Source organism: Neobacillus sp. SM06 (assembly GCF_050496765.1).
Taxonomy (GTDB): Bacteria; Bacillota; Bacilli; order Bacillales; family Cytobacillaceae; genus JAEVLT01.
The window spans coordinates 100,075-124,169 of record NZ_JBNWEO010000013.1 but is presented as its reverse complement, the minus strand read 5'-3'; the positions used below and the strand labels follow the sequence as shown (position 1 = coordinate 124,169).

Below are 24,095 nucleotides of genomic sequence, written 5' to 3'. Positions count from 1 at the left end.
TGAAAAAATGAAAAGAGCTTGCACTGCAAGCTCTTTTTCTGTACATAGAACCTGCCGATTTTTCAATAATAAGTATGTTTGCAGCAATCAATTTGTTTCCGAAATAAAAACAAATTATTAAAGTTTGATTAAAAAGCTATTCCCATCGTGTTTATTCAATCGTTGTTATGTAAAATAAACAGTGAAACTATTTTTTTTGCGAAGATTGGTGGGGAACAGAATGACAAAGAAGAAAAATGAGCTGTGGGAATGGACAAAGGCATTATTGATTGCTGTCGTGTTGGCAGGAGTCATCCGATACTTCCTCTTTGCTCCAATAGTGGTTGATGGGCTGTCGATGATGCCGACACTGCATGATCAAGATCGAATGATTGTCAATAAATTGAGTTATGAAATTGGAAAACCAAAACGATTTGATATTATCGTTTTTCATGCGCCGGAGGGCAAAGACTATATTAAAAGGGTCATTGGTTTGCCCGGCGACCGGATCGAATACAAAAATGACACTCTTTACGTAAACGGAAAGGCTTATAAAGAACCTTATTTAGATCAGTACAAAAAACAAGTTGTGGATGGACCGCTAACGGATCCTTTCACTTTGAAAGAAAAAATCGGCCGCGACACTGTTCCGCAGGGTCAATTGTTTGTGATGGGCGACAATCGCCGCTTCAGCAAGGACAGCCGCCATATTGGTACGATTCCATTAAGCAAAGTCATTGGGAAAGCAAGTGTCGTGTATTGGCCGCTAAAAGATGCACGAATCGTAAAATTGAACTAAGTTTGGAGGTGGCAGCTTTGACGATCCAATGGTTTCCCGGCCACATGGCCAAGGCTCGCAGAGAGGTCACGGAAAAGTTAAAGTTGGTTGATATTATATTTGAATTGGTTGATGCAAGAATCCCCTATTCCTCGAGAAATCCGATGATCGACGAAATCATTCAGCATAAGCCGCGGCTTGTGCTCCTGAATAAAGCGGATATGGCGGATAAAGACGAAACAAAAAAGTGGCTTCGTTTTTTTGCTGACGAAGGGGTTTCGGCACTTGCAATCAATGCACAGGCAGGTGAAGGGCTGCGCGAAATCGTTCAAGCTTCCAATCAGCTTTTAAGCGAAAAATTTGCGCGTTTAAAAGCAAAGGGTGTAAAGCCGAGAGCGATCCGAGCCATGATTATCGGGATCCCGAATGTCGGAAAATCAACATTGATTAACCGCCTTGCCAAAAAAAATATCGCCAAAACAGGAAATACTCCAGGGGTCACAAAAGCACAAGCATGGATCAAAGTTGGCAAGGAACTGGAACTTTTGGACACGCCGGGAATTCTTTGGCCAAAATTTGAAGATCAGGAAGTCGGCTTGAAACTGGCAGTTACCGGAGCCATAAAAGATACGATTCTCAATTTGCAGGATTTGGCTGTCTTTTCGTTGCGGTTTCTGGAAAAAGCCTATCCAGAGCGCTTAAAAGAGCGATATGGACTGGAAGCCATTCCGGAAGATCTCGTGGTGCTGTTCGACCATATCGGCAAGCTAAGAGGCTGTTTAATGGGCGGAGGGACGATTGATTACGATAAGGTAGCTGAGCTTGTCGTAAGGGAAATTCGTGGGGAAAAGTTTGGCTCGCTAACGTTTGAAAGCCCGGAATATTTCCAATCGGACGAAACAGCCGATCATTGATTCATTGCTCTCCCTTCTGGAGGGCTTTATTTTTTTAAACGATTACCGATAAAAACGGAAAGAAGGTGAAAATGAGATGAAATGGACAATTGCCCAAGTAGAGAAAGAGCTGACTGCAATAAAGGATCCAAACCATTCCTTTTTTGCTGAAATTGAGAAGGATGAACGAAAAGGAGTTCAGCTGCTTGTGACTCGTTGGAAAAAAGAATGGCAAAAGCAACAGCACTTGCAAGCGAAATTCATTGAAATGAAGCGTTACGAAACGAAATGCCGGGCAGAAGGGTTCCGTTCGATTGCCGGAGTGGATGAAGTCGGCCGTGGGCCGCTTGCGGGACCTGTTGTAGCTGCAGCAGTCATTCTCCCGGAGAATTTTTCTTTGCCGGGGATTGACGATTCAAAAAAATTATTTGAGCAAAAGCGTGAAGAATACGCAGCAATTATCCGTAAACAAGCAGAAGCTGTAAGTGTTTCCTTTATCGAGCCAGCTGTTATTGATGCAATCAATATTTATCAGGCAACCAAAAAAGCGATGGCATCCGCGATCGCATCATTGGCAACCCAGCCGGACTTTTTACTGATCGATGCAATGAAATTGGATACGCCATACCCTTCTGAATCGATTGTTAAAGGGGACGCAAAAAGTATATCCATTGCAGCTGCATCCATTATTGCCAAAGTGGCAAGGGATCATTACATGAAACAACTCAGCAGGCAATATCCGGAATACGGCTTTGAGCAAAATATGGGGTATGGAACGAAAGAACATCTTCAAGCGATTAATCTGTTTGGGATTACCCCAGAACACCGTAAAAGCTTTGCGCCGATAAAAGAAATGTACATAAAGGTGTAAAAAGGAGGCGCCGAAATGAATCCACTGCAACTTTTAAAAACATTAACCAAATCTGGAACAACTGCGCCTTTAGGTGAAACAGCATTCCGTCCCGGCCAGATTGTTTTTGGAAAAGTAGTTTCTCTTTTTCCGAATCAAGTGGCAGAGGTAAAGATCGGATCGCAAAAATTAATTGCAAAACTTGAGGTGCCATTAGCCATAAACGACCAATACTGGTTTCAGGTTCAGCAAGGAGAGGGCGAAATCCACTTGAAAATTGCCGCGCAGGATAGCAGCAACCTTTCAGACAAACTGCCTTCAGATTTGCTCCTCAAGCAATTAGGCATTGCTGCTACTAAAGAAAGCAGAATGCTTTTGGAATATGCTGTCCAAAACCGTCTGTCGATTTCAAAAGAATGGCTGCATCTGGGAACAAGCTGGCTGAGAAATTTGCCGGATCAAGCCGCAGGGCTGGAAACAATGAAAAGGATGCTGGAAAAAGATTTCCCCCTAACAAAAACTGTTTTTACTGCTTTGGTGAGTGCAACAAACACCGAGCATATTCGCTCATTGATGGAACGGCTTGTGGATTTAGTAAAAACCAGTACATCACAAAGCGAATTGAGCGGAAATTTGCTTGCCGTGCTGAATAATCTGCTCGGGAAGGAAGAAGATTTGACGTCTTTTCAGCCTTCCCAACCAGATTGGAGAAATAGCGAAGCGGTTGGGCGGCATCTGAAGCAGCTCATGAATACAATCGGGTTAAATTATGAAAGCGAGCTTATACAAAAAGGAAATGACATTGGAAAGGAAGCAGACCAGTCATCGTTAAAACCATTGCTTCTCAAGTATTTAAATGAAAATCCAACCCCTGAGCAAAAACAGGCGGCGGAACAGCTACTTAGTCGGATCACAGCCCTCCAGTTGCTTTCAAGCGACAATGGAGTATTGCAGCAGTTCGTAGCCCAAATCCCGCTGTCTTTTCCCCAGTTTACAACAGAAGCAACGATCCAATGGAACGGGCGGAAACAAGCAGATGGGAAAATCGACCCCAATTATTGCCGGATTCTTTTTTACTTGGAATTAGAGACAATTGGCGATACGATTATTGACGTGCAGATTCAAAACCGGATCATGACCCTTGAGATAATGAATGAGCGTACTGATTTAAAAGAGATATCAAGCTCTTTGATCCATTCCTTAAAAGATCAATTGCGACGGCTGGATTATCACCTTTCTTCTTATTCCTTTTCGGTGCCCTCAGAAAAACAAGTGATTACCGAAAATTTGAAAAATTTGGCTATTCCGGCGATACACCATACCATTCGGGGGGTGGATCTCCGTATATGAGTGAAAAACGAAAATCCAAAAGGTTGGAGGCTGTGGCGCTTTCCTATCAGCAGCATGTTCACGATGCCCCTAAAGTAATTGCAAAAGGAAAAGGCAAAATGGCTGAAACCATTATTGAAAAAGCGAAGCAAAATCAAATACCAATCCAGGAGGATCCGTCACTCGTCCAGCTTCTGGCAGAGCTCAATCTAAATCAAAGCATACCTGAGGAATTATACCAGGCAGTCGCAGAAATATTTGCATTTATTTACCAAACAGATCGAAAAGCAGCAACTGCAGATCAAAAAAAGGATGACCGAACATAGTGTAAAAATTTTTTGATAAATAGGATTTTTTCGCATAATGATGGACAAAGTATGCAGCTTTATATAAAATGAAAGCGCAGTCTATAAAAGAAAGAGTCATCAAGGAGGATGGGAAATGAATATCCACGAGTATCAAGGAAAAGAAATCCTCAGAAAATACGGGGTTGCTGTTCCAAACGGAAAAGTCGCATTTACAGTGGAAGAAGCGGTTGAAGCGGCAAAAGAGCTAGGGACAGAGGTTTGTGTCGTCAAAGCGCAAATTCACGCTGGCGGCAGGGGAAAAGCCGGCGGTGTTAAAGTAGCAAAAAACCTTGAAGAAGTGCGTACATATGCAAATGGAATTTTAGGAAAAACATTGGTCACGCATCAGACAGGTCCAGAAGGAAAAGAAGTAAAACGATTATTGATTGAAGAAGGCTGCGATATTCAGAAAGAATACTATGTTGGTTTAGTGCTGGATCGTTCCACTTCCCGTGTCGTTTTAATGGCATCGGAAGAGGGAGGAACAGAAATTGAGGAAGTTGCAGCGAAATCTCCGGAGAAAATTTTTAAAGAAGAAATTGACCCTGTGCTTGGCTTAATGCCGTATCAGGCGCGCCGGATTGCGTTTAATATTCATATTCCAAAAGAATTCGTCAATCAAGCTGTGAAATTTATGATGGGCCTCTACAAAGTGTATGTTGACAAGGATTGTTCCATTGCTGAAATCAACCCGCTCGTTGTGACAGGGGATGGGAAGGTAATGGCCTTGGACGCAAAGCTGAATTTTGATTCCAATGCGCTGTACCGTCAGAAAGATGTTGTTGGGTACCGTGATCTTGAAGAAGAAGATCCAAAAGAAATCGAAGCATCAAAATATGATCTAAGTTATATTTCGCTTGATGGCAACATTGGCTGTATGGTTAACGGTGCAGGTCTCGCGATGGCGACGATGGATATCGTAAAGCACTATGGCGGCGACCCAGCAAACTTCCTGGATGTTGGCGGCGGTGCAACGGCAGAAAAAGTAACCGAAGCATTCAAAATTATCCTTTCAGACCCAAATGTAAAAGGGATTTTTGTCAATATTTTCGGCGGTATCATGAAATGCGACATCATCGCCGAGGGAGTTGTGGAGGCTGCCAAACAAGTCAGCCTGGAAGTACCGCTTGTTGTTCGTTTAGAAGGAACGAATGTTGAACTCGGCAAAAAGATTCTAAATGAATCAGGACTAAATATCATTGCTGCCCAGTCCATGGCTGATGGCGCACAAAAAATTGTATCATTGGTAGGGTAAAGGATGACTGCAGGCATCGTTTCGAGACATCACTGGATATTTGGAGGGGAATCAAGTGAGCGTATTTATTAATAAAGACACAAAAGTAATTGTTCAAGGAATAACAGGTTCAACTGCCCTTTTTCATACAAAACAAATGCTTGAATATGGCACGCAAATTGTCGGCGGGACATCTCCCGGCAAAGGCGGAATGGAAGTAGAAGGGGTTCCTGTATTTAACACCGTTAAGGAAGCGGTAGAAGCAACAGGGGCAAATGCCTCGGTTATTTATGTTCCAGCGCCGTTTGCCGCTGACGCAATCGTTGAAGCAGTTGATGCAGAACTGGATTTAACAATCTGCATTACCGAGCATATTCCTGTTCTTGACATGGTCAAAGTTAAGCGGTACATGGAAGGGAAAAAGACGAGGCTGATTGGACCAAACTGTCCTGGCGTGATTTCACCAGAAGAGTGCAAAATTGGCATCATGCCTGGCTATATTCACAAGAAAGGCCATGTAGGGGTAGTATCCCGTTCCGGTACTTTGACGTATGAAGCCGTACACCAGCTATCTCAAGCAGGCATCGGACAGTCAAGTGCAGTGGGCATTGGCGGCGATCCTGTGAATGGCACAAACTTTATCGATGTCTTAAAGGCATTTAATGAGGATCCGGAGACTTATGCCGTTATCATGATTGGCGAAATCGGCGGTACGGCTGAAGAAGATGCGGCGAAGTGGATCCAAGCCAATATGACAAAGCCGGTAGTCGGCTTTATCGGCGGACGCACGGCGCCTCCTGGAAAACGGATGGGACATGCTGGTGCAATTATTTCCGGAGGGAAAGGAACGGCTGATGAAAAGATCCGCGTCATGAATGAATGTGGCATTCGAACAGCCGATACGCCTTCTGTCATGGGTGAAACATTGATCGAGGTGCTGAAAGAAAAAGGCTTGTACGAAAAGTGCAAGACACATTAAACATAAATGAAAGTGTCCCCTCTCCTTAACATACATGGGGGGGCTCTTTCCCCTTTTAAAAATATGGCTAATGGAGGTTTACAATGGATGAATTTAAAAAAAGACTGATTCAACTGCTACATTATCCGAACGTCACATGGAACGCGGTTTACCAAATCTTGAAAAAAGATCCGACACTCAGTACACTGCACTACTTGCGTCCGCAAGATTTCAAGAAAAATACCTCTTCCACTAAGTTAAACTCCTTCAAGAATATCGAATTCGACCGCTATTCTGACCTCATTCATGAACAAATCCGCCAGTATAAAACAAATGAAATTCAGGTCATTTCCTTTTTTGATCCACAATATCCCGCTATTTTAAAAGAAATCTACCAGCCTCCGTGGGCTCTTTTTGCAAAAGGTGATATATCTCTTTTGAATAGGGAGCCAAAGCTTGCCGTTGTGGGCTCGAGGCAGGCAACACAGTATGGCAAGAGAGCCATCCGCCTGTTGCTGCCCCATTTAATTGAAAAAGGAATTGTAATTGTCAGCGGACTGGCAAAAGGAGTGGATGCGCTGGCCCATGAGTGTACGATTGAAAATGGGGGGAAAACGGTTGCAGTAATTGCTGGGGGATTGTATCATATTTATCCGAAAGACAATGTGGAACTGGCATCAAAAATGATGCAAAACCATCTCGTACTTTCGGAATATCCGCCAGATACGAAACCGGAGAAATGGCATTTTCCGAGCCGTAATCGAATCATCAGCGGACTTTCTGCCGGCACGTTATTAATAGAGGCAAAACAAAAAAGCGGCTCATTAATTACCGCCAACTATGCAGTAAATGAAGGCCGTGAAGTTTTTTCTCTCCCGGGAAGCATTTTTAATCCGTTTTCGCATGGTACGAATTCCTTGATTCAACAAGGGGCAAAGCTTGTAACAACACCGGAAGATATATTAGAAGAACTTCATTTTCAAAAATAGTTTTAAGCTGATTTTTCCCTGAAATGGGTAATTTTTTTGAAAAAGTAGTTGAAATGATTGTTAAAATGTTATACATTTTCCAACAGATATTCAAAAAAACACGTCGTTTTTTAAAGAGAAAGCATTAATACCATTTGACAAGAAATTTTATATGTTCAATAATAGTGGATAATTTATAAGATGAAAGAGTATAATTCTTTAAAAATTGGATGATAAAGTGTGGATATAGAATTCATGAGGATTTGGGATTTTGGCTATCGATTCTTTTCGCCAAGCATACAGGCTGATTAAAAAGAATTTTTGTCAAAAAGCTGCATATTCTCTTTAAGCAGCAGCACCTTGTGGTGAAATGCTTGTAAATTTCTGCTATCCCTCTTAAGGAGGATGACTGGATGTCAGATTTTCTTGTAATCGTTGAGTCACCGGCTAAGGCGAAAACGATTGAACGATATCTTGGAAAAAAATATAAAGTGAAAGCATCCATGGGGCATGTCCGCGATTTACCGCGAAGCCAAACGGGTGTTGATGTAGAAAACAATTATCAACCTAAATATATTACGATTAGAGGAAAGGGACCTGTTTTAAAAGAATTAAAAACAGCGGCAAAAAAGGCGAAAAAAGTATACCTGGCAGCCGACCCTGACAGGGAAGGGGAAGCCATTGCCTGGCATTTAGCACACAGCCTTGATGTAGATATTCAATCGGACTGCCGCGTTGTATTTAATGAAATCACAAAGGATGCCATTAAGGAGTCATTTAAACACCCAAGACCGATCAATATGGATCTTGTCGACGCACAGCAAGCACGGAGAATTCTGGATCGACTTGTCGGCTACAATATATCTCCATTGCTATGGAAAAAAGTAAAAAAAGGATTAAGTGCCGGTCGGGTACAATCGGTCGCAGTCCGGTTGATTATTGACCGTGAACAAGAAATTAAGGCGTTTATTCCAGAAGAATATTGGACGATTGATGGAGAATTCCTTAGAAATGGGAATCAATTTACCGCTAGTTTTTATGGAATAAATAATGAAAAAATCGATTTAAACTCAGAAGAAGACGTAAAACGCGTTCTTAACGAAATGAAAGACAATCAATTCACCGTCTCCTCTGTAACGAAAAAAGAGCGGAGACGAAACCCGGCTCCGCCTTTTACGACGTCATCGTTGCAGCAGGAAGCAGCAAGAAAGCTAAATTTCCGTGCAAGAAAAACGATGATGCTGGCACAGCAGCTCTATGAAGGGATCGAGCTCGGAAAAGAGGGTACAGTTGGTCTGATTACGTATATGAGAACGGACTCCACCCGGATTTCTGAGGTAGCTCAATCAGAAGCCGCGAATTATATTAAAATGGCTTTTGGTGATAGCTATTTAAAAGAAGAGCAGCGCAAGGAGAAAAAAGCAGCCAATGCTCAGGACGCACATGAGGCGATTCGACCATCCAGCACATACCGGGATCCCAACAGTGTAAAAGAATTTTTATCAAAGGATCAATTCCGTTTGTACAAACTAATTTGGGATCGATTTTTGGCTAGTCAGATGGCACAGGCCGTTATGGATACAATGACGGTTGATTTACACAATGGGCCTGTGCAGTTCCGCGCAACCGGCTCGAAAGTGAAATTTCCCGGATTTATGAAATTGTATGTGGAAGGTTCAGATGACCAGATTGAGGAAAAGGAGAAAATGCTGCCTGATCTGCAAGAAGGGGATCAGGTCATGAAAAAAGAAATTGAACCAAAGCAGCACTTTACACAACCGCCGCCAAGGTATACGGAAGCGCGGCTTGTCAAAACGCTTGAGGAATTAGGGATCGGGCGGCCATCCACATACGCTCCTACCTTGGATACGATTCAAAAACGGGGATATGTAAACCTCGATAATAAACGATTTGTACCAACTGAGCTCGGGGAAATTGTGATTGAGTTGATGATGGAATTTTTCCCTGATATATTGGATGTAGAATTCACAGCAAAAATGGAACAGGACTTGGATGATGTAGAAGACGGCAAAATTCATTGGGTGGAAATCATTGATGAATTTTATCAGGAATTTTCCAAGCATCTTACAATCGCAGAAAAAGAAATGCAATCAGTTGAGATCAAGGATGAGCCGGCTGGAGAAGATTGCGAACTATGTGGGAGTCCAATGGTTTTTAAAATGGGGCGATACGGGAAATTTATGGCATGCAGCAATTTTCCTGAATGCCGGAACACAAAACCGATTGTTAAAGAAATCGGCGTGACATGCCCGAAATGCAAAGAAGGGCAAATCATCGAAAGAAAGAGCAAGAAGAAACGGATTTTCTATGGCTGTACCCGTTACCCTGAATGTGACTTTCTTTCATGGGATAAGCCATTGCCAAGAAGCTGTCCAAAATGTGATTCCTTACTGGTCGAAAAGAAGCTGAAAAAAGGTGTACAGGTGCAGTGCACAGAATGTGACTATAAAGAAGAACCACAAAATTAAGGGTGAGCCCTGTGCTCACTCTTTTCAGCTAATCAGAATTTATATCCATAAATTCTGAACGCATAAGGGCAACTACGCCTCTGTCTTCGCTAAAGGCTCGCCAATCGGCGAGTTTTCTTTATTTGTGTGCTGACAAATGATTCTATTGTGACTCAGTTTCCTTGAATTCGTTAAAAATTTGCTTGGAAAGCGAAGCCTTTTGTTGAACGAAAGCCTGTTTTTAGGCAAAAATGGACATTGGCAAGGGAAAAGGGTAAAATAAAGCGGCAATGTGATGTTGGAGGTAATAAAATGAGCGATTTAACAATAAATGTAATTGGTGCGGGATTGGCCGGAAGTGAAGCAGCCTGGCAGATTGCAAAAAGAGGCATTAAGGTTCGGCTTTTCGAAATGCGTCCTGTCAAGCAGACACCGGCGCATCATACAGATAAATTTGCTGAGCTCGTTTGCAGCAATTCTTTACGGGCAAATACATTAACAAATGCAGTTGGAGTATTAAAGGAAGAAATGCGCAAGCTTGATTCGGTCATTATGGCTTCAGCCGATGCCTGCTCAGTTCCCGCTGGTGGAGCTCTGGCGGTTGATCGCCATGAATTTGCGGCAAGAGTTACTTCAATGGTGAAAAATCATGAAAATGTTACGGTTGTTAACGAGGAAGTAATAGATCTCCCGGAAGGACCGACAGTTATTGCGACAGGCCCGCTGACAAGTCCGGCTCTCTCTGCCCGGCTAAAGGAATTGACCGGCGAAGAATATTTGTATTTCTATGATGCGGCTGCGCCGATCATTGAAAAAGACAGCATTAATATGGAAAAAGTATACTTAAAGTCGCGTTATGATAAAGGGGAAGCAGCTTATTTAAATTGCCCAATGACGGAAGAAGAATTTGATCGCTTTTATGAGGCGCTTGTATCGGCAGAGACAGTGCCATTAAAAGAATTCGAAAAAGAAATCTTCTTTGAAGGCTGTATGCCGATTGAAGTGATGGCTGCCCGTGGCAAAAAGACAATGCTCTTCGGCCCATTGAAACCAGTTGGTTTGGAAGATCCAAAAACGGGAAAGCGACCTTTTGCAGTTGTTCAGCTTCGTCAAGATGATGCTGCTGGAACACTGTTTAACATTGTCGGGTTTCAAACCCATTTAAAATGGGGAGCGCAAAAAGAAGTCATTCAACTGATCCCCGGGCTTGAAAATGCGGAGATCATCCGCTATGGGGTTATGCATCGCAATACATTTATCAATTCGCCGAAGGTATTAAAAGCAACCTATCAATTCCGCGATCGCGAAGATTTATTTTTCGCCGGACAAATGACAGGTGTTGAAGGGTACGTCGAATCGGCAGCTAGTGGTTTAGTTGCCGGGCTTAACGCAGCCCGCCTTGTTCTTGGGGAAAGTCCGCTTGTTTTCCCTGCTGAAACGGCAATCGGCAGCATGGCCAGATATATTACGACAACCAATGCGTCCAGTTTTCAGCCGATGAATGCAAATTTTGGGTTGTTTCCAGAATTACCTGTTAAAATTAAAAATAAGCAAGAGCGAAACTTACAGCATGCAACAAGAGCATTGGAAACAATTCAGAACTTTGTGAAGGTTTTGTAAAATTTATTGCTTTTTGCTCAATAAATATGATAAGATTTAGTAGCCTTTTGCGAGGTGGCGGGATTGGCAAATGTGAACGTTTTAGTAAAGTTGTTTGTTGAATATTTACAAATGGAGAAAAATTCCGCACAATATACAATTGAACATTATCAATATGAAATCAGTGAATTCCTTATGTTCATGTCTGAACAAGGAATTGAGGATGTTTGTAGTGTTCAATACTTGGATGCGAGACTCTATTTAACTGTGCTGTATGAACGAAAGCTTGCGAGAAAAACGGTTGCAAAAAAAATTTCATCTTTGCGTAGTTTTTATAAGTTTTTGCTGCGTGAAAAATACGTTGAAGAAAATCCGTTTGCCCTTGTAACCATTCCAAAAGCTGAAAAAAGATTGCCTGAGTTTTTCTATGAAAATGAGCTCCAGCAATTATTTCAGGCTTGCGAAACCCAAACCCCGTTGGGCCAGCGGAATAAAGCTTTGCTTGAATTGTTATATGCTACTGGAATGCGGGTAAGCGAATGCTGCCAACTGAAGTTAAAGGATGTTGACTTCTTTTTATCGACAGTATTGGTTCACGGAAAAGGCCAAAAAGAGCGCTATGTCCCCTTTGGAAGACAGGCAAAGGACGCTTTGGAACAGTACATAAATTGCGGCAGAAAAAAGCTGATGACCGGAAATACGGTGCACGACCAATTGTTTGTCAATTACCGGGGCGGCAGTTTGTCGACAAGGGGTGTCAGGAAGATTTTAGATGGGATCATTGAAAAATCTGCTTTAAATAGTCATATACACCCGCATATGTTGCGGCATTCATTTGCAACCCATTTGCTGAATAACGGAGCTGACCTCCGATCAGTACAAGAACTGCTAGGGCATGCATTTTTAACATCGACTCAAATATACACGCATGTAACAAACGAACATCTCCGCAAAACCTATATGGCACACCATCCTCGGGCATAACGGAACAAATGTCCAAAAGGATATTGTTGGAGCATAATTGGCCTAAAACGAATGGTCCAACTAGATTGAAATTTCATTGTTTGCCTTGTATAAAATCAAAAGAAACGCCTAGGAGGATTCCGCGATGTCAGAATTTCATGCGACGACGATTTTTGCCATCCACCACAATGGAGAATGTGCAATGGCTGGCGATGGGCAAGTAACCTTTGGAAATGCAGTTGTAATGAAACATACAGCAAAGAAGGTAAGAAAAATCTTCAACGGCCGAGTTTTAGCCGGGTTTGCCGGCTCTGTGGCAGATGCCTTTACCCTTTTTGAAATGTTTGAGGGTAAATTGGAAGAATACAATGGGAATCTGCAGAGGGCTGCTGTTGAATTAGCTAAACAATGGCGAAGCGACAAAGTGTTGCGAAAACTAGAAGCCATGCTAATTGTCATGAATCAGGAAGCATTGCTCCTTGTATCCGGAACGGGTGAAGTAATTGAGCCAGACGACGGCATACTTGCTATTGGCTCTGGCGGCAACTATGCATTAGCAGCGGGGCGCGCAATGAAGCAGAATGCAGGCGGGCATTTGTCTGCCAAAGAAATTGCCCGAGCATCTTTGGAAATTGCCGCAGACATTTGCGTCTACACAAACCACAATATTATTGTTGAACAGCTATAAATAGGAAGGAGTCGAGAATGGATGGCAAATTCAACGAATCTAACTCCACGACAAATTGTTGAGAGGCTTGATCAATATATAATTGGCCAAAAAGATGCGAAGAAGGCAGTTGCTGTTGCATTGCGAAATCGCTATCGCCGGGGGCTTCTTGAGGAAAAGCTCCGCGATGAAGTCATCCCGAAGAATATTCTGATGATTGGACCGACTGGTGTTGGGAAAACAGAAATTGCCCGAAGGATTGCGAAACTCGTAAATGCTCCTTTCGTAAAAGTGGAAGCGACGAAATTTACGGAAGTCGGTTATGTTGGCCGTGACGTCGAGTCAATGGTACGCGATTTAGTGGAAACATCGATCCGGTTAGTGAAAGAGGAAAAAATGCTAAGCGTTAAAGAACGGGCAGAAGAAAGCGCCAACCAACGCCTTGTTGATTTACTTGTTCCATCCGCAAAGAAACAAAACAATTATAAAAATCCGCTCGAAATGCTTTTCGGAGGCGGGGGACAAAATGAAACAGAAACAGACCATTCTGAAGATTTTTCGATTGCGGAGAAACGGAAAGTGGTAAAAGAGCAACTCGCTCTTGGCCAATTGGAAGATAAGCTCGTTACCGTGGAAGTAGAGGAACAGGCACCATCGATGTTTGATATGCTCCAAGGTTCAGGCATGGAGCAGATGGGGATGAATATGCAGGACGCCCTTAGCAACTTGCTGCCAAAACGTCATAAACGCCGGAAAGTCACTGTTCGCGAAGCAAGAAAGATATTAACAAACGAGGAAGCGCAAAAGCTGATTGACATGGATGAAGTGACGCAGGAAGCAGTGTACCGAGCTGAGCAGTCCGGCATCATTTTTATCGATGAAATTGATAAGATTGCCAGCAAAAACTCGGGCGGCTCATCTGCGGATGTCTCCCGTGAAGGGGTGCAACGCGACATCCTCCCGGTTGTAGAAGGGTCGACAATTGTCACGAAGTATGGCTCTGTGAAAACGGATCATATTTTGTTTATTGCTGCCGGTGCTTTTCATATGGCAAAACCATCGGATTTGATTCCGGAGCTTCAAGGTCGTTTTCCAATTCGTGTCGAATTAACGAAACTGACAGTGGACGACTTTTTCAAAATTTTAATCGAGCCGGATAATGCATTAATTAAACAATATCAGGCATTATTGGCAACAGAAGGTATACAAATTGAATTTTCTGACGATGCTATTCGTAGGATTGCAGAAGTAGCATTTGAAGTAAATCAAAACACGGATAATATTGGCGCAAGGCGTTTGCACACGATCCTTGAAAAACTGTTGGAAGATCTTTCGTTCGAAGCCCCGGATATTTCAATGGAAAAAGTATTGATTACGCCGCAATATGTAGATGAAAAGCTTGGAGCGATCTCGAAAAATAGGGATTTAAGCCAGTTTATTCTATAATGAACCGTGTTTTATACGAGGGTTCCAGGGGAAAAGGAAATCGGTATACCGACTTTTTTGCGGAATCATGGAGTGGAAATGTAGGTTTAGAGTTGCAATTACAGGAGGAAGAAGTACATGGATTTATTAGCAAAAACAAGAAAAATTAATGCGTTGCTGCAAAAAGCGGCAGGAAAACCGGTAAATTTCAAGGAGATGGCGGAAACATTAAGCGAAGTGATTGAAGCAAATGTTTTTGTTGTCAGCCGCCGTGGTAAACTATTAGGTTTTGCGATCAACCAGCAGATCGAAAATGAGCGAATGAAAAAAATGCTGGAAGATCGTCAATTTCCAGAAGAGTACACGAATGGACTGTTTAATATTAAAGAAACATCGCCAAACTTGGATGTGGAGAGCGAATATACTGCCTTTCCTGTTGAGAACAAAGATTTGTTCCGCGAAGGATTGACAACGATTGTGCCGATTATTGGAGGCGGTGAACGTCTTGGTACACTTATTTTAGCTCGATTGCAAGAAAAGTTTCATGATGATGATTTAATCCTTGGTGAATACGGGGCTACCGTTGTCGGAATGGAGATTCTTAGGGAGAAAGCAGAGGAAATAGAAGAAGAGGCAAGAAGCAAGGCTGTAGTACAAATGGCCATCAGCTCTCTATCTTACAGCGAGTTGGAAGCAATCGAGCATATTTTTGAAGAATTAAACGGCCAGGAAGGGCTTTTAGTTGCTTCGAAAATCGCTGATCGAGTTGGAATTACCCGTTCCGTTATTGTCAATGCGCTAAGAAAGCTTGAAAGCGCTGGTGTTATTGAATCCCGTTCCCTTGGAATGAAAGGAACGTATATTAAAGTACTAAATGATAAATTCCTTGTAGAACTTGATAAACTACGGGCAAATTAACAAAAAAAGAATGCAGCGGTCTTATCCGCTGCATTCTTTTTTAGCTAATCAGAATTTATATGGATAAATTCTGAACGCATAAATTCAACTACGCCTCTGTCTTCGTCCAAAGGACTCGCCAGTCGGCGAGTTTTCATTTATTGCTATATAGGCCAGTGGGGAATTTGTCGAAAGGAGTGAGCGAAGTTAGGGATTTCTCTTGTTTACTCGACAATTCCAAAATAGTAAGTTACCCTGTCTATACAAGAAAATAGGTATTTTGACTGATAAAATTTAATCTAATCAACATAGACAGAGAATTACATTTTCATTACAATAGAAAAGAGATTGATAAATTTAGAGCATTTTCTACAAAATTTTTCATTTTTTTTACTTTGTTGAAAGAGGTGTATCACTTGAATTTATTTTCAAATACGATTACATCATTGAATCAGGCACTCAATTACGCTTCATTAAAACAAAAAGTCATTTCCCAAAATATCGCAAATGTTGATACGCCAAATTATAAAGCGAAAGATGTCAGCTTCAAAGAAATGCTGCAAAATCAACTCGAATCCGATATCAGTACATACAAAACAGACCCGCGTCACTTGGACTTTACCACCAATCCGTCTAATCAGCCGGGAGTCGTAACAAAGCAAAACGTTCAATACAACAACAATGGCAATAGTGTTGATATGGATCAGCAAATGTCAGACTTGGCTACGAATCAAATCTACTATGATGCGCTTGTTGAACAGCTGAACGGTAAATTTTCTGCATTGCAGAGCGTTATTCGAGGGGGCAAATAATCATGACCATTTTTCAAAGTTTAAATACATCTGCCTCAGCATTAACAGCACAGCGGCTTAGAATGGATGTTATTTCTTCAAATATGGCAAATGCTGATACAACCCGGGCAAAGCTTGTTAACGGCAAATGGCAACCGTATCAAAGAAAGATGGTCGTCCTTCAGCCGAAAGAAGGCGGGTTCTCATCCTATCTTCAAACTGCAATTAACGGTGGGACAAATGCAGCTGGAGGTGGTGTCATGGTGTCCAAAATTGTCGAAGACGCAAAGACACCATATAAAATGGTTTATGATCCTGAAAACCCGGATGCGAATCAAGACGGCTATGTTCAGCTTCCAAACGTAGATCCGCTTCGCGAAATGACAGATTTAATCAGTGCAACCCGCTCATACGAAGCAAATGTTACTGTTTTGAATGCATCAAAAGGAATGTTGATGAAGGCCCTTGAAATCGGGAAATAGTAAAGGAGATTTATAAATGAGCCAAATTTCTTTTCCATCCGTGCAGCAAGTTTTCACACCTGCTGCTGGAGGTGTGAAAACTGCTTCTACTACACCTTTCGAAGCACAGAAAAATTTTGCGTCCGTCTTAAAAGAATCAATTAATAATCTTAATCAGTCGCAGAATACTGCCGACCAATTGACACAAAAGCTGATCAACGGGGAAAATGTTGACCTTCACCAAGTATTGATTGCCAGTCAGAAAGCAAACATTACTTTGCAGGCAACCGTTGAAGTTCGCAACAAAGCAATTGAAGCCTATCAAGAAATAATGAGAATGCAAGTTTAATGGCATTTACAGGATTATAATGATAGCGGTTATCCACTGCTGAGAGCGAAACAGACAGAATAACCGGGGGAAAAACATGAAAGAAACAATCAATAAATATGTAAGCAAGCTAAAAACCTTCTGGTCGGGCAGATCGAAAAAACAAAAACGGATATACATGGGTTCAATCCTTTTACTTGCTGTGCTGATTGCCGCCGTCTCTTTTTTTGCCACAAGAACGACTCTTGTCCCTTTATATAGCAATCTTTCACCTTCTGAAGCGGGTACAATCAAACAAAGTTTGGATGCCAAAGGTGTAAAATCCGAAGTTGCCGACGGCGGGACAACAATCAAAGTGCCAAGCGATGTCGTTGATAATCTTAAAGTGCAGCTCGCTGCTGAAGGGCTTCCAAAGTCAGGACAAATTGATTATTCCTTCTTTAGCAAAAATGCAAGCTTGGGGACAACAGACAATGAATTTAATGTCATTAAGCTTGATGCGATGCAGACAGAGCTTGCCAATTTAATGAAAGGTATCGATGGGGTACAGGATGCCAAGGTAATGATCAACCTTCCTGATAAAGGGATTTTTGTCAATGACAAAGGTGAACAGGCATCTGCATCCATTGTTTTAACCGTTAAGCCCGGTTACCAGTTTAGTAATGAGCAAATCAAGGGACTCTATCAGCTAGTCTCAAAAAGTGTTCCCAACCTTCCTACTAATAATATCGTCATCATGAACCAATTTTTTGAGTATTACGATCTAAATAATCAGCAAAATTCAACGGGAACCGGCTCAACTTTTGCAAATCAGAGCGAAATTAAAAAGCAGATCGAGCGCGATATCCAGCGTCAAGTTCAAACCATGCTTGGCACGTTAATGGGGCAGGACAAAGTCGTAGTCTCTGTGTCGGCTGATATTGATTTTACCCAAGAAAAGCGGGAAGAAAACCTTGTTGAGCCTGTTGATAAAAAAAATATGAAGGGGATTGCGATTAGCGCCCAAAACATTAAAGAAACCTTTACGGGAAATGGAAGCCAGGCTGGTGGAACACCGCAATCACAAACAGCGACAGATCCGCTCGGTTCGAATTATCTCGCTGGCAGCAGCGGTAATGGTGATTATCAAAAAACAGACGACAAAGTCAATTACGAAGTCAACCGCATCCGCAGACAGATTGTTGAGAGCCCGTACAAAATCAGGGATTTAGGCATTCAAGTAATGGTTGAACCGCCAAAACCGAATGATCCAAAATCATTGCCGCAATCCAGGGTCAATGACATTTCCAATATTTTAGGAACCATTGTCAGAACAACCATTGATAAAAGCAGTACTGGAAAGCCTTTAACCAATCAGGATTTGAAAAACAGGATCGTTGTCTCAGTTCAGCCGTTTAATGGAAAAATGAATACAGCACCGCAAGCGCAAACGTCAATTCCGTGGTGGGTTTACCTTATTGGGGGAGTATTGCTCGCCGCTGTTATTCTCTTGCTTATTTTGTTCTTGCGAGCAAGAAAGAAACGAAACGAGGAGAAGGATATGGCGGTTGAATCAACTGAACCTGTATTTATTCCAGATGTAAACCAGGAACAGGAAACTGAAAGCACGTTGAGGCAAAAACAATTAGAAAAAATGGCAAAAGAACACCCGGAAGATTTTGCAAAACTATTGCGCTCCTGGATTGCTGAAGATTAGGTTTTAGGAGGAAAGAAGATTTATGGCAAGGAAAGAACAGAAGGAGTTATCTGGAAAACAAAAAGCGGCCATCCTCCTTATTTCTCTTGGACCCGATGTTTCAGCGAATGTTTACAAGCATCTTAGTGAAGAAGAAATCGAGAAACTGACATTGGAAATATCCGGAGTGAAAAAAGTTGATGCTATGGCAAAAGAAGAAATTCTTGAGGAATTTCATAATATTGCTTTGGCGCAAGATTATATTTCCCAGGGCGGAATTGGCTACGCAAAATCGATTCTTGAAAAGGCTCTCGGGCCCGAGCAGGCAGCCGTGATCATCAATCGGCTGACCTCCTCTCTTCAAGTTCGCCCATTCGATTTCGCCCGTAAAGCTGATCCGGCACAAATTCTTAATTTTATTCAAAATGAACATCCGCAGACGATTGCCTTAATTTTATCGTATCTTGATGCAGCGCAGGCTGGTCAGATTTTATCGGAACTCCCGCAGGAAATGCAGGCAGACATCGCGAGAAGAATTGCCGTGATGGACAGCACCTCACCGGATATTATCAATGAGGTTGAACAAATCCTTGAGCGGAAGCTTTCGGCTACGGTAACTCAGGATTACACTCATACAGGCGGGATTGAAGCGGTTGTCGAAGTCTTAAATGGTGTTGATCGATCAACAGAACGAACGATCCTGGATGCTTTGGAAATTCAAGATCCGGAACTGGCCGAAGAAATAAAGAAACGAATGTTTGTCTTTGAGGATATTGTTACCCTTGACAACCGGGCCATCCAGCGCGTTATCAGAGACTGTGACAATGAAGACTTGATGTTGTCGCTGAAAGTGTCAAGCGACGAAGTGAAGGAAATTGTCTTTAAGAATATGTCACAGCGGATGGTCGAAACCTTTAAAGAAGAAATGGAATTTATGGGTCCGGTTCGATTGCGCGATGTTGAAGAGGCACAGTCCCGGATTGTGTCCATTATTCGCCGGTTGGAGGATGCGGGGGAAATCGTCATTGCCCGTGGTGGAGGAGATGATATCATTGTCTAGATTAATTAAATCCCAGTGGATGGTTGCAGAAACAAAAGGGAAAAAAGTCATTTCAATTAAATCCTTTCAATCACAGTTTGAGGAAAACCCTTCAGAAGTATTAAGGCAAATGGATGCACAGCATGATGCCATTTTGGAAAAAGCAAAACAGGAAGCTGCACTCATTGTTGCTGAAGCAACCGAGAAAGCACAAGCGATCCGTGAACAAATTGCACTCGATCAGCAGGCCTGGGAGGAAGAAAAGCAGTTGCTAGTTGAAATGGCTCGGGAAAAAGGGTATCAAGAAGGGATTGCTTTAGGGAAAGAACAAGGCTGTCAGGAATGGCAGCAAATCATTATAGAAGCAAAAGAGGTCGTTAAACAAGCAAAACAAGAATATCAATCGAAAATCGCTTTAGCTGAAAAAACGATTCTTCATTTAGGAATGAAAACTGCAGAGCGGATAATTGGTACGAAGCTGGAGGAAACCGAAGAAACTTTTTTAGCGATCGTTAAGAGAACGTTAAATGAGGCAAAGGAATACCGCGAAATTCAACTCCATGTTTGTCCAAGCCACTACGGATTTCTAGTAGCACAAAAAGAAGAACTGATGACGGTTTTTCCAAAGGAAACTGATTTGTATATTTATCCGGATGAAAAGCTGTCAGCCGGAAGCTGCATTATCGAATCCGTCAATGGAAGAATTGACGCTGCAATTGATAGTCAACTGGATGAAATTAAGACAAAACTGCTTGATTTGTTGGACGGTGAAACCGGGTGAGGGCGGCTGACTTGCTTGACCATATCGATCGACTTGATACTTTTAGACGGTTTGGTCGGGTGAAAAGAGTAGTCGGTTTAATGATCGAATCGCAAGGACCGGCAAGCTCCATCGGCGATGTTTGTTATATCCATGTAGGTACAGCAAAAAAGCGAAAGATCCAAGCAGAGGTGGTCGGCTTTAAAGACGAGTTTGTAATTTTAATGCCCTATACCTCCATTCAAGAAATATCACCTGGTTGCTTAGTCGAGACGACAATGAAGCCGCTCGAAGTAAAAGTAGGTCAGAAGTTAATCGGCAGTGTAATTGACTCTTTAGGCCAGCCGCTTGATGGCTCGCTACTGCCAAAAGGACTGATGCCGGTAAAGACCGAGCAAGCGCCCCCCAACCCAATGCAGCGTCCTCCAATTACTGAGACGATCGAAGTTGGCGTTCGCATGATTGATAGTTTGCTAACGGTCGGAAACGGACAAAGAGTTGGCATCTTTGCTGGCAGCGGAGTTGGAAAAAGTACCTTGCTCGGAATGATCGCCCGTAATACGAAAGCGGATTTGAATGTGATTGCGTTGATTGGTGAGCGTGGCCGGGAAGTTCGGGAGTTTATTGAACGCGATCTAGGCGAAGAGGGATTGAAACGATCCGTTGTCGTTGTTGCAACCTCTGATCAGCCGGCCTTGATGCGGATAAAAGGAGCGTTTACAGCAACCGCAGTCGCTGAGTATTTTCGCGACAAAGGACTGAATGTCATGTTGATGATGGATTCCGTAACAAGGGTAGCAATGGCACAGCGGGAAGTCGGTCTTGCAGTTGGCGAGCCGCCGACAACAAAAGGATATACACCATCCGTGTTTGCAATCTTGCCAAAGCTTTTGGAACGAACGGGAAGAAATACTTTCGGCTCCATAACGGCTTTTTATACGGTACTTGTCGATGGGGACGACATGAACGAACCAATTGCTGATACAGTCCGCGGCATTTTGGATGGCCATTTTGTTTTGGACAGAGAGCTTGCCAATAAAGGACAATATCCAGCCATTAATGTCCTTAAAAGTATTAGCCGGATAATGAATAATATCGTCGCAACAGAGCATGCCCGGGCGGCCGAGCGATTACGAGAACAGTTTAGCACATATATCAATTCCGCTGACTTGATCAACATTGGTGCATATAAAAAAGGTTCATCGAAGGAAATTGATGAAGCGATCGCCATCTACCCGGAAATATTGTCCTTTATGAAACAAATGACGAATGAAAAAGTTTCGATGGAGGAATCCGTTAACCGATTACTTCAGCTTATGAAAGAAAGGGAATAAACAGTGGTATATCAATTCAGATTTGATAAAATCCTTCATATTAAAGAAACCGAAAAAGATGCAGCGATGGCAGAATACAGTGGTGCTGTCCGAAAATTTGAAGAAGCCGCCAATAAACTGTATGAATTATTGAAAAAAAAAGAAGATATGGAGCTCTACCAATCTGCAAAGTTGTTGAACGGACTGACTGTCTCTGAAATCCGCCATCATCAGCAATTTATTGGGAATTTGCAAAAAAGTATTGATTTTTACCAAAAAATGGTTATGAATGCTCGTGCCCGTATGAATCTGTTTCAAGAAAAACTGATGGAAAAAAACGTTGAAGTGAAAAAGTACGAGAGAATCAGAGAAAAAGACTTTCTTCACTATCAGGAAGAGGAAAAGTTTGCTGAAGGAAGGCAAATGGATGAGATCTCGATTCAACAATACATGAATCGGGGGAATTAAAATGGTGAAAAAACAAATGAACAATGAAGTAACCGAAAACGAAATCGAACAAAAAAAACCGTTTCAGTGGTTTGTTTTTGTGATTCTGATTCCTCTTTTGTTTGCGATTGCAGTAGCGCTTATTGTTTCGACTTTTGCCGGCATTAACGTCTTTAGCGCCGCAAAAGATTTAAGCGGTAAATTGCCTTTTGTTAGCAGTGTTTTTCCTAAAAATGCTCCAAGCACTGCAAATAAAAAAGCAGCGAACGACCTTATCAGTTTACAGGCTCAAGTTAAAGACGATGAAGCGAAAATTTCCCAACTGCAGGCAAAATTGCAAAGCAAGGATCAGGAAATTCAGAAGGCACAGCTTGAAAACAATCGACTTCAGCAGCAAATAGACAGCTTGAATGCAAGCCAAAAAGAAAGTAAGCGGGCGCTTTCCGATCTGGTGACAACCTATGAAACAATGTCACCGAAAAAGGCAGCTCCCATTATCGCGAAAATGACCGATGCTGAAGCACTGAAAATTTTATCAAGCGTTAAGCCTGAGATTCTTGCAAGTATCATGGAGAATATGGATCCTGCCCAGGCAGCAAGATTTACCGAACGATTGACGAATCAGAACGCTGCAAGTCAAAAAAGCACACCATAGATTTTCAGCTGACGAAAACGAAGAAAAGGGGGTGAATCTATGGTAGTTTCAGGGCTCGGATTGAGTGGAACCAAGGTAGCCGGTTCAACAGCCGTAGCTAACACCAATCCGGTTAAAAACTTCAGTCAAATCATACTATCTGCTTTAGGCAGCCAGCCTCCGCAGTCAAAAGGAAACAATGCCCAATTGGATATTCAAGGACAGTCCAAAGCTTCCGGTCTTCTTGCTTACTTAAATCTAGCGGACTTGAATACTATTCCTGGTGGGGGTGAACTGCTTCAACAGCTGTTTGCAAATCCCAACGCCGATTTATTGCAAATGGCCAAGGATTTCCTCGGAATAAATGAGCAGAAATGGACTGAAATTCTTGCACGTTTTGGCGCTGAGCCAAAAGAGAAGGCTGCGGACGGAGTTGATCTGCTCGAAGCTATTTTGGCCGGCCTTGCCGCGATGCCTGCCAATCAGCTGCTTTCAGCTTTAAATGAAAATACTCAGCTGATTGTCAAAACGGCAAAGCTAATGGATTTATTGGCAGCTGCAGAAAAAAATGGAACAGAGTTACCATCACTTCCATCTTTTTTGGAAAAAATTACCGAAAAAATCCAAAATTTTCCAGCGATTGATCCAGCTGAAAGAAGGAAGCAATACCTTCAGCAAACGTTTTCCAAAACAGCAGAGATGATCAATCAAGCGTCTGGAGCAGATTCTAAAACAGTGAGTTTGGATCAAAAAACCGGAAAGGTACAACCGGATTGGAATGGAAATCCTTTCGGAGCTTCCGTTTTGATAAAGCCGCAATTAACTTTAGCGCAGGCGGGTTTGCCAACTAAACCGATCTCTGCTGATGATTTGCAACAGCAATTCCAAGCAATCTTGGCGAAAAGCCAGTTTTTAAAAAAAGATGGTCTGCAAAAATTATTCATTAAACTTTATCCTGAGCAATTGGGTTCCGTAAGAATCGAACTGACGCAAAAGGATCAGATCATCGTTGCAAAAATCCTTACTTCAACCAATTTAGCGAAGGATGCACTTGAATCAAATGTAAATGGTTTGAAGCAGGCATTTGCCGCCCAGAACATTCCGATTGACCGCATTGAAATTGCTCAGCAGGCTTCGTTTCCTGAGCGTTCGCTGAAAGAGGGACATGAACAGGGAGACAATCAGCCACAGCAAGATCGGCAAAATCAGCAACAACGAGAAACTAGTGAAGAAGAAGATGGGTTTACCCTCTCGCTTGAGACAGCCTTATTAAATATGAAAGTGTAGGGATC

At 42.4% G+C, this 24,095-nt stretch carries 24 protein-coding genes; all 24 read left to right on the top strand.

The genetic code is table 11. The features are described from left to right. Nucleotides 1-220: 220 nt before the first annotated feature. The 24 genes from lepB (at nucleotide 221) to ACQYAD_RS05565 (ending at nucleotide 24,090) form a co-directional block, all read left to right on the top strand. Nucleotides 221-778 carry a signal peptidase I gene (gene lepB / locus ACQYAD_RS05680; RefSeq protein ID WP_430236258.1) on the top strand — a complete coding sequence of 186 codons (558 nt, stop codon included), beginning with the start codon at nucleotides 221-223 and terminating at the stop codon, nucleotides 776-778. A gap of 17 nt (nucleotides 779-795) precedes the next feature. Further along, complete coding sequence (gene ylqF / locus ACQYAD_RS05675; RefSeq protein WP_430236256.1) at nucleotides 796-1,671, top strand: ribosome biogenesis GTPase YlqF; 876 nt, start codon at nucleotides 796-798, stop codon at nucleotides 1,669-1,671. A gap of 76 nt (nucleotides 1,672-1,747) precedes the next feature. Continuing rightward, entirely contained in the window at nucleotides 1,748-2,521 is a 774-nt protein-coding gene (locus ACQYAD_RS05670) for a ribonuclease HII (RefSeq protein WP_430236255.1), read from the top strand. 15 nt (nucleotides 2,522-2,536) lie between these two features. Then, nucleotides 2,537-3,850, top strand: a complete 1,314-nt coding sequence (locus ACQYAD_RS05665; RefSeq protein WP_430236253.1) for a hypothetical protein — start codon at nucleotides 2,537-2,539, stop codon at nucleotides 3,848-3,850. Further along, nucleotides 3,847-4,155, top strand: coding sequence for an EscU/YscU/HrcU family type III secretion system export apparatus switch protein (locus ACQYAD_RS05660; protein ID WP_430236252.1), 309 nt, complete (start codon nucleotides 3,847-3,849; stop codon nucleotides 4,153-4,155). Before ACQYAD_RS05665 ends, ACQYAD_RS05660 begins: the two co-directional genes overlap by 4 nt. Before the next feature lie 115 nt (nucleotides 4,156-4,270). Then, a complete protein-coding gene (gene sucC, locus ACQYAD_RS05655; protein ID WP_430236251.1) occupies nucleotides 4,271-5,431 on the top strand; it encodes an ADP-forming succinate--CoA ligase subunit beta in 1,161 nt (386 codons plus the stop codon). 55 nt (nucleotides 5,432-5,486) lie between these two features. Next, the gene (gene sucD / locus ACQYAD_RS05650; RefSeq protein WP_430236249.1) at nucleotides 5,487-6,389 is read left to right on the top strand and encodes a succinate--CoA ligase subunit alpha; all 903 of its coding nucleotides are present in this window, start codon (nucleotides 5,487-5,489) and stop codon (nucleotides 6,387-6,389) included. Nucleotides 6,390-6,472: 83 nt separating this feature from the next. Next, on the top strand, nucleotides 6,473-7,357 hold the full coding sequence (gene dprA / locus ACQYAD_RS05645; RefSeq protein ID WP_430236247.1) for a DNA-processing protein DprA: 885 nt from the start codon (nucleotides 6,473-6,475) through the stop codon (nucleotides 7,355-7,357). Nucleotides 7,358-7,749: 392 nt separating this feature from the next. Then, the gene (topA, locus tag ACQYAD_RS05640; RefSeq protein WP_430236245.1) at nucleotides 7,750-9,825 is read left to right on the top strand and encodes a type I DNA topoisomerase; all 2,076 of its coding nucleotides are present in this window, start codon (nucleotides 7,750-7,752) and stop codon (nucleotides 9,823-9,825) included. Nucleotides 9,826-10,116: 291 nt separating this feature from the next. Then, nucleotides 10,117-11,424: an FADH(2)-oxidizing methylenetetrahydrofolate--tRNA-(uracil(54)-C(5))-methyltransferase TrmFO gene (trmFO, locus tag ACQYAD_RS05635; RefSeq protein ID WP_430236244.1), complete on the top strand. Its 1,308-nt coding sequence runs from the start codon at nucleotides 10,117-10,119 to the stop codon at nucleotides 11,422-11,424. Between the two features lie 63 nt (nucleotides 11,425-11,487). Next, a complete protein-coding gene (gene xerC, locus ACQYAD_RS05630) occupies nucleotides 11,488-12,387 on the top strand; it encodes a tyrosine recombinase XerC (RefSeq protein WP_430236243.1) in 900 nt (299 codons plus the stop codon). Nucleotides 12,388-12,511: 124 nt separating this feature from the next. Beyond that, nucleotides 12,512-13,054, top strand: coding sequence for an ATP-dependent protease subunit HslV (gene hslV / locus ACQYAD_RS05625; protein ID WP_430236242.1), 543 nt, complete (start codon nucleotides 12,512-12,514; stop codon nucleotides 13,052-13,054). A 21-nt stretch (nucleotides 13,055-13,075) separates the two neighbouring features. Then, nucleotides 13,076-14,479, top strand: a complete 1,404-nt coding sequence (gene hslU, locus ACQYAD_RS05620) for an HslU--HslV peptidase ATPase subunit (RefSeq protein WP_430236240.1) — start codon at nucleotides 13,076-13,078, stop codon at nucleotides 14,477-14,479. A 117-nt stretch (nucleotides 14,480-14,596) separates the two neighbouring features. After that, nucleotides 14,597-15,376 carry a GTP-sensing pleiotropic transcriptional regulator CodY gene (gene codY / locus ACQYAD_RS05615; protein WP_430236239.1) on the top strand — a complete coding sequence of 260 codons (780 nt, stop codon included), beginning with the start codon at nucleotides 14,597-14,599 and terminating at the stop codon, nucleotides 15,374-15,376. A 395-nt stretch (nucleotides 15,377-15,771) separates the two neighbouring features. Continuing rightward, nucleotides 15,772-16,167, top strand: a complete 396-nt coding sequence (gene flgB, locus ACQYAD_RS05610; protein ID WP_430236237.1) for a flagellar basal body rod protein FlgB — start codon at nucleotides 15,772-15,774, stop codon at nucleotides 16,165-16,167. Nucleotides 16,168-16,169: 2 nt separating this feature from the next. Beyond that, nucleotides 16,170-16,628 carry a flagellar basal body rod protein FlgC gene (flgC, locus tag ACQYAD_RS05605; protein WP_430236236.1) on the top strand — a complete coding sequence of 153 codons (459 nt, stop codon included), beginning with the start codon at nucleotides 16,170-16,172 and terminating at the stop codon, nucleotides 16,626-16,628. Between the two features lie 16 nt (nucleotides 16,629-16,644). Next, nucleotides 16,645-16,956, top strand: coding sequence for a flagellar hook-basal body complex protein FliE (gene fliE / locus ACQYAD_RS05600; RefSeq protein ID WP_430236235.1), 312 nt, complete (start codon nucleotides 16,645-16,647; stop codon nucleotides 16,954-16,956). A gap of 76 nt (nucleotides 16,957-17,032) precedes the next feature. After that, complete coding sequence (gene fliF / locus ACQYAD_RS05595; protein ID WP_430236233.1) at nucleotides 17,033-18,631, top strand: flagellar basal-body MS-ring/collar protein FliF; 1,599 nt, start codon at nucleotides 17,033-17,035, stop codon at nucleotides 18,629-18,631. A gap of 22 nt (nucleotides 18,632-18,653) precedes the next feature. After that, complete coding sequence (gene fliG, locus ACQYAD_RS05590; protein ID WP_430236232.1) at nucleotides 18,654-19,670, top strand: flagellar motor switch protein FliG; 1,017 nt, start codon at nucleotides 18,654-18,656, stop codon at nucleotides 19,668-19,670. After that, nucleotides 19,663-20,430 (top strand): flagellar assembly protein FliH, encoded by a 768-nt coding sequence (fliH, locus tag ACQYAD_RS05585; RefSeq protein WP_430236231.1) that lies wholly within the window; start codon nucleotides 19,663-19,665, stop codon nucleotides 20,428-20,430. The genes fliG and fliH overlap by 8 nt, the downstream gene beginning before the upstream one ends. Further along, complete coding sequence (fliI, locus tag ACQYAD_RS05580) at nucleotides 20,427-21,743, top strand: flagellar protein export ATPase FliI (protein WP_430236230.1); 1,317 nt, start codon at nucleotides 20,427-20,429, stop codon at nucleotides 21,741-21,743. Before fliH ends, fliI begins: the two co-directional genes overlap by 4 nt. 3 nt (nucleotides 21,744-21,746) lie before the next feature. Continuing rightward, nucleotides 21,747-22,190 (top strand): flagellar export protein FliJ, encoded by a 444-nt coding sequence (gene fliJ / locus ACQYAD_RS05575; RefSeq protein ID WP_430236229.1) that lies wholly within the window; start codon nucleotides 21,747-21,749, stop codon nucleotides 22,188-22,190. Between the two features lies 1 nt (nucleotide 22,191). After that, nucleotides 22,192-22,824 carry a MotE family protein gene (locus ACQYAD_RS05570; protein ID WP_430236228.1) on the top strand — a complete coding sequence of 211 codons (633 nt, stop codon included), beginning with the start codon at nucleotides 22,192-22,194 and terminating at the stop codon, nucleotides 22,822-22,824. A gap of 39 nt (nucleotides 22,825-22,863) precedes the next feature. Next, entirely contained in the window at nucleotides 22,864-24,090 is a 1,227-nt protein-coding gene (locus ACQYAD_RS05565; protein WP_430236226.1) for a flagellar hook-length control protein FliK, read from the top strand. Nucleotides 24,091-24,095: the final 5 nt, after the last annotated feature.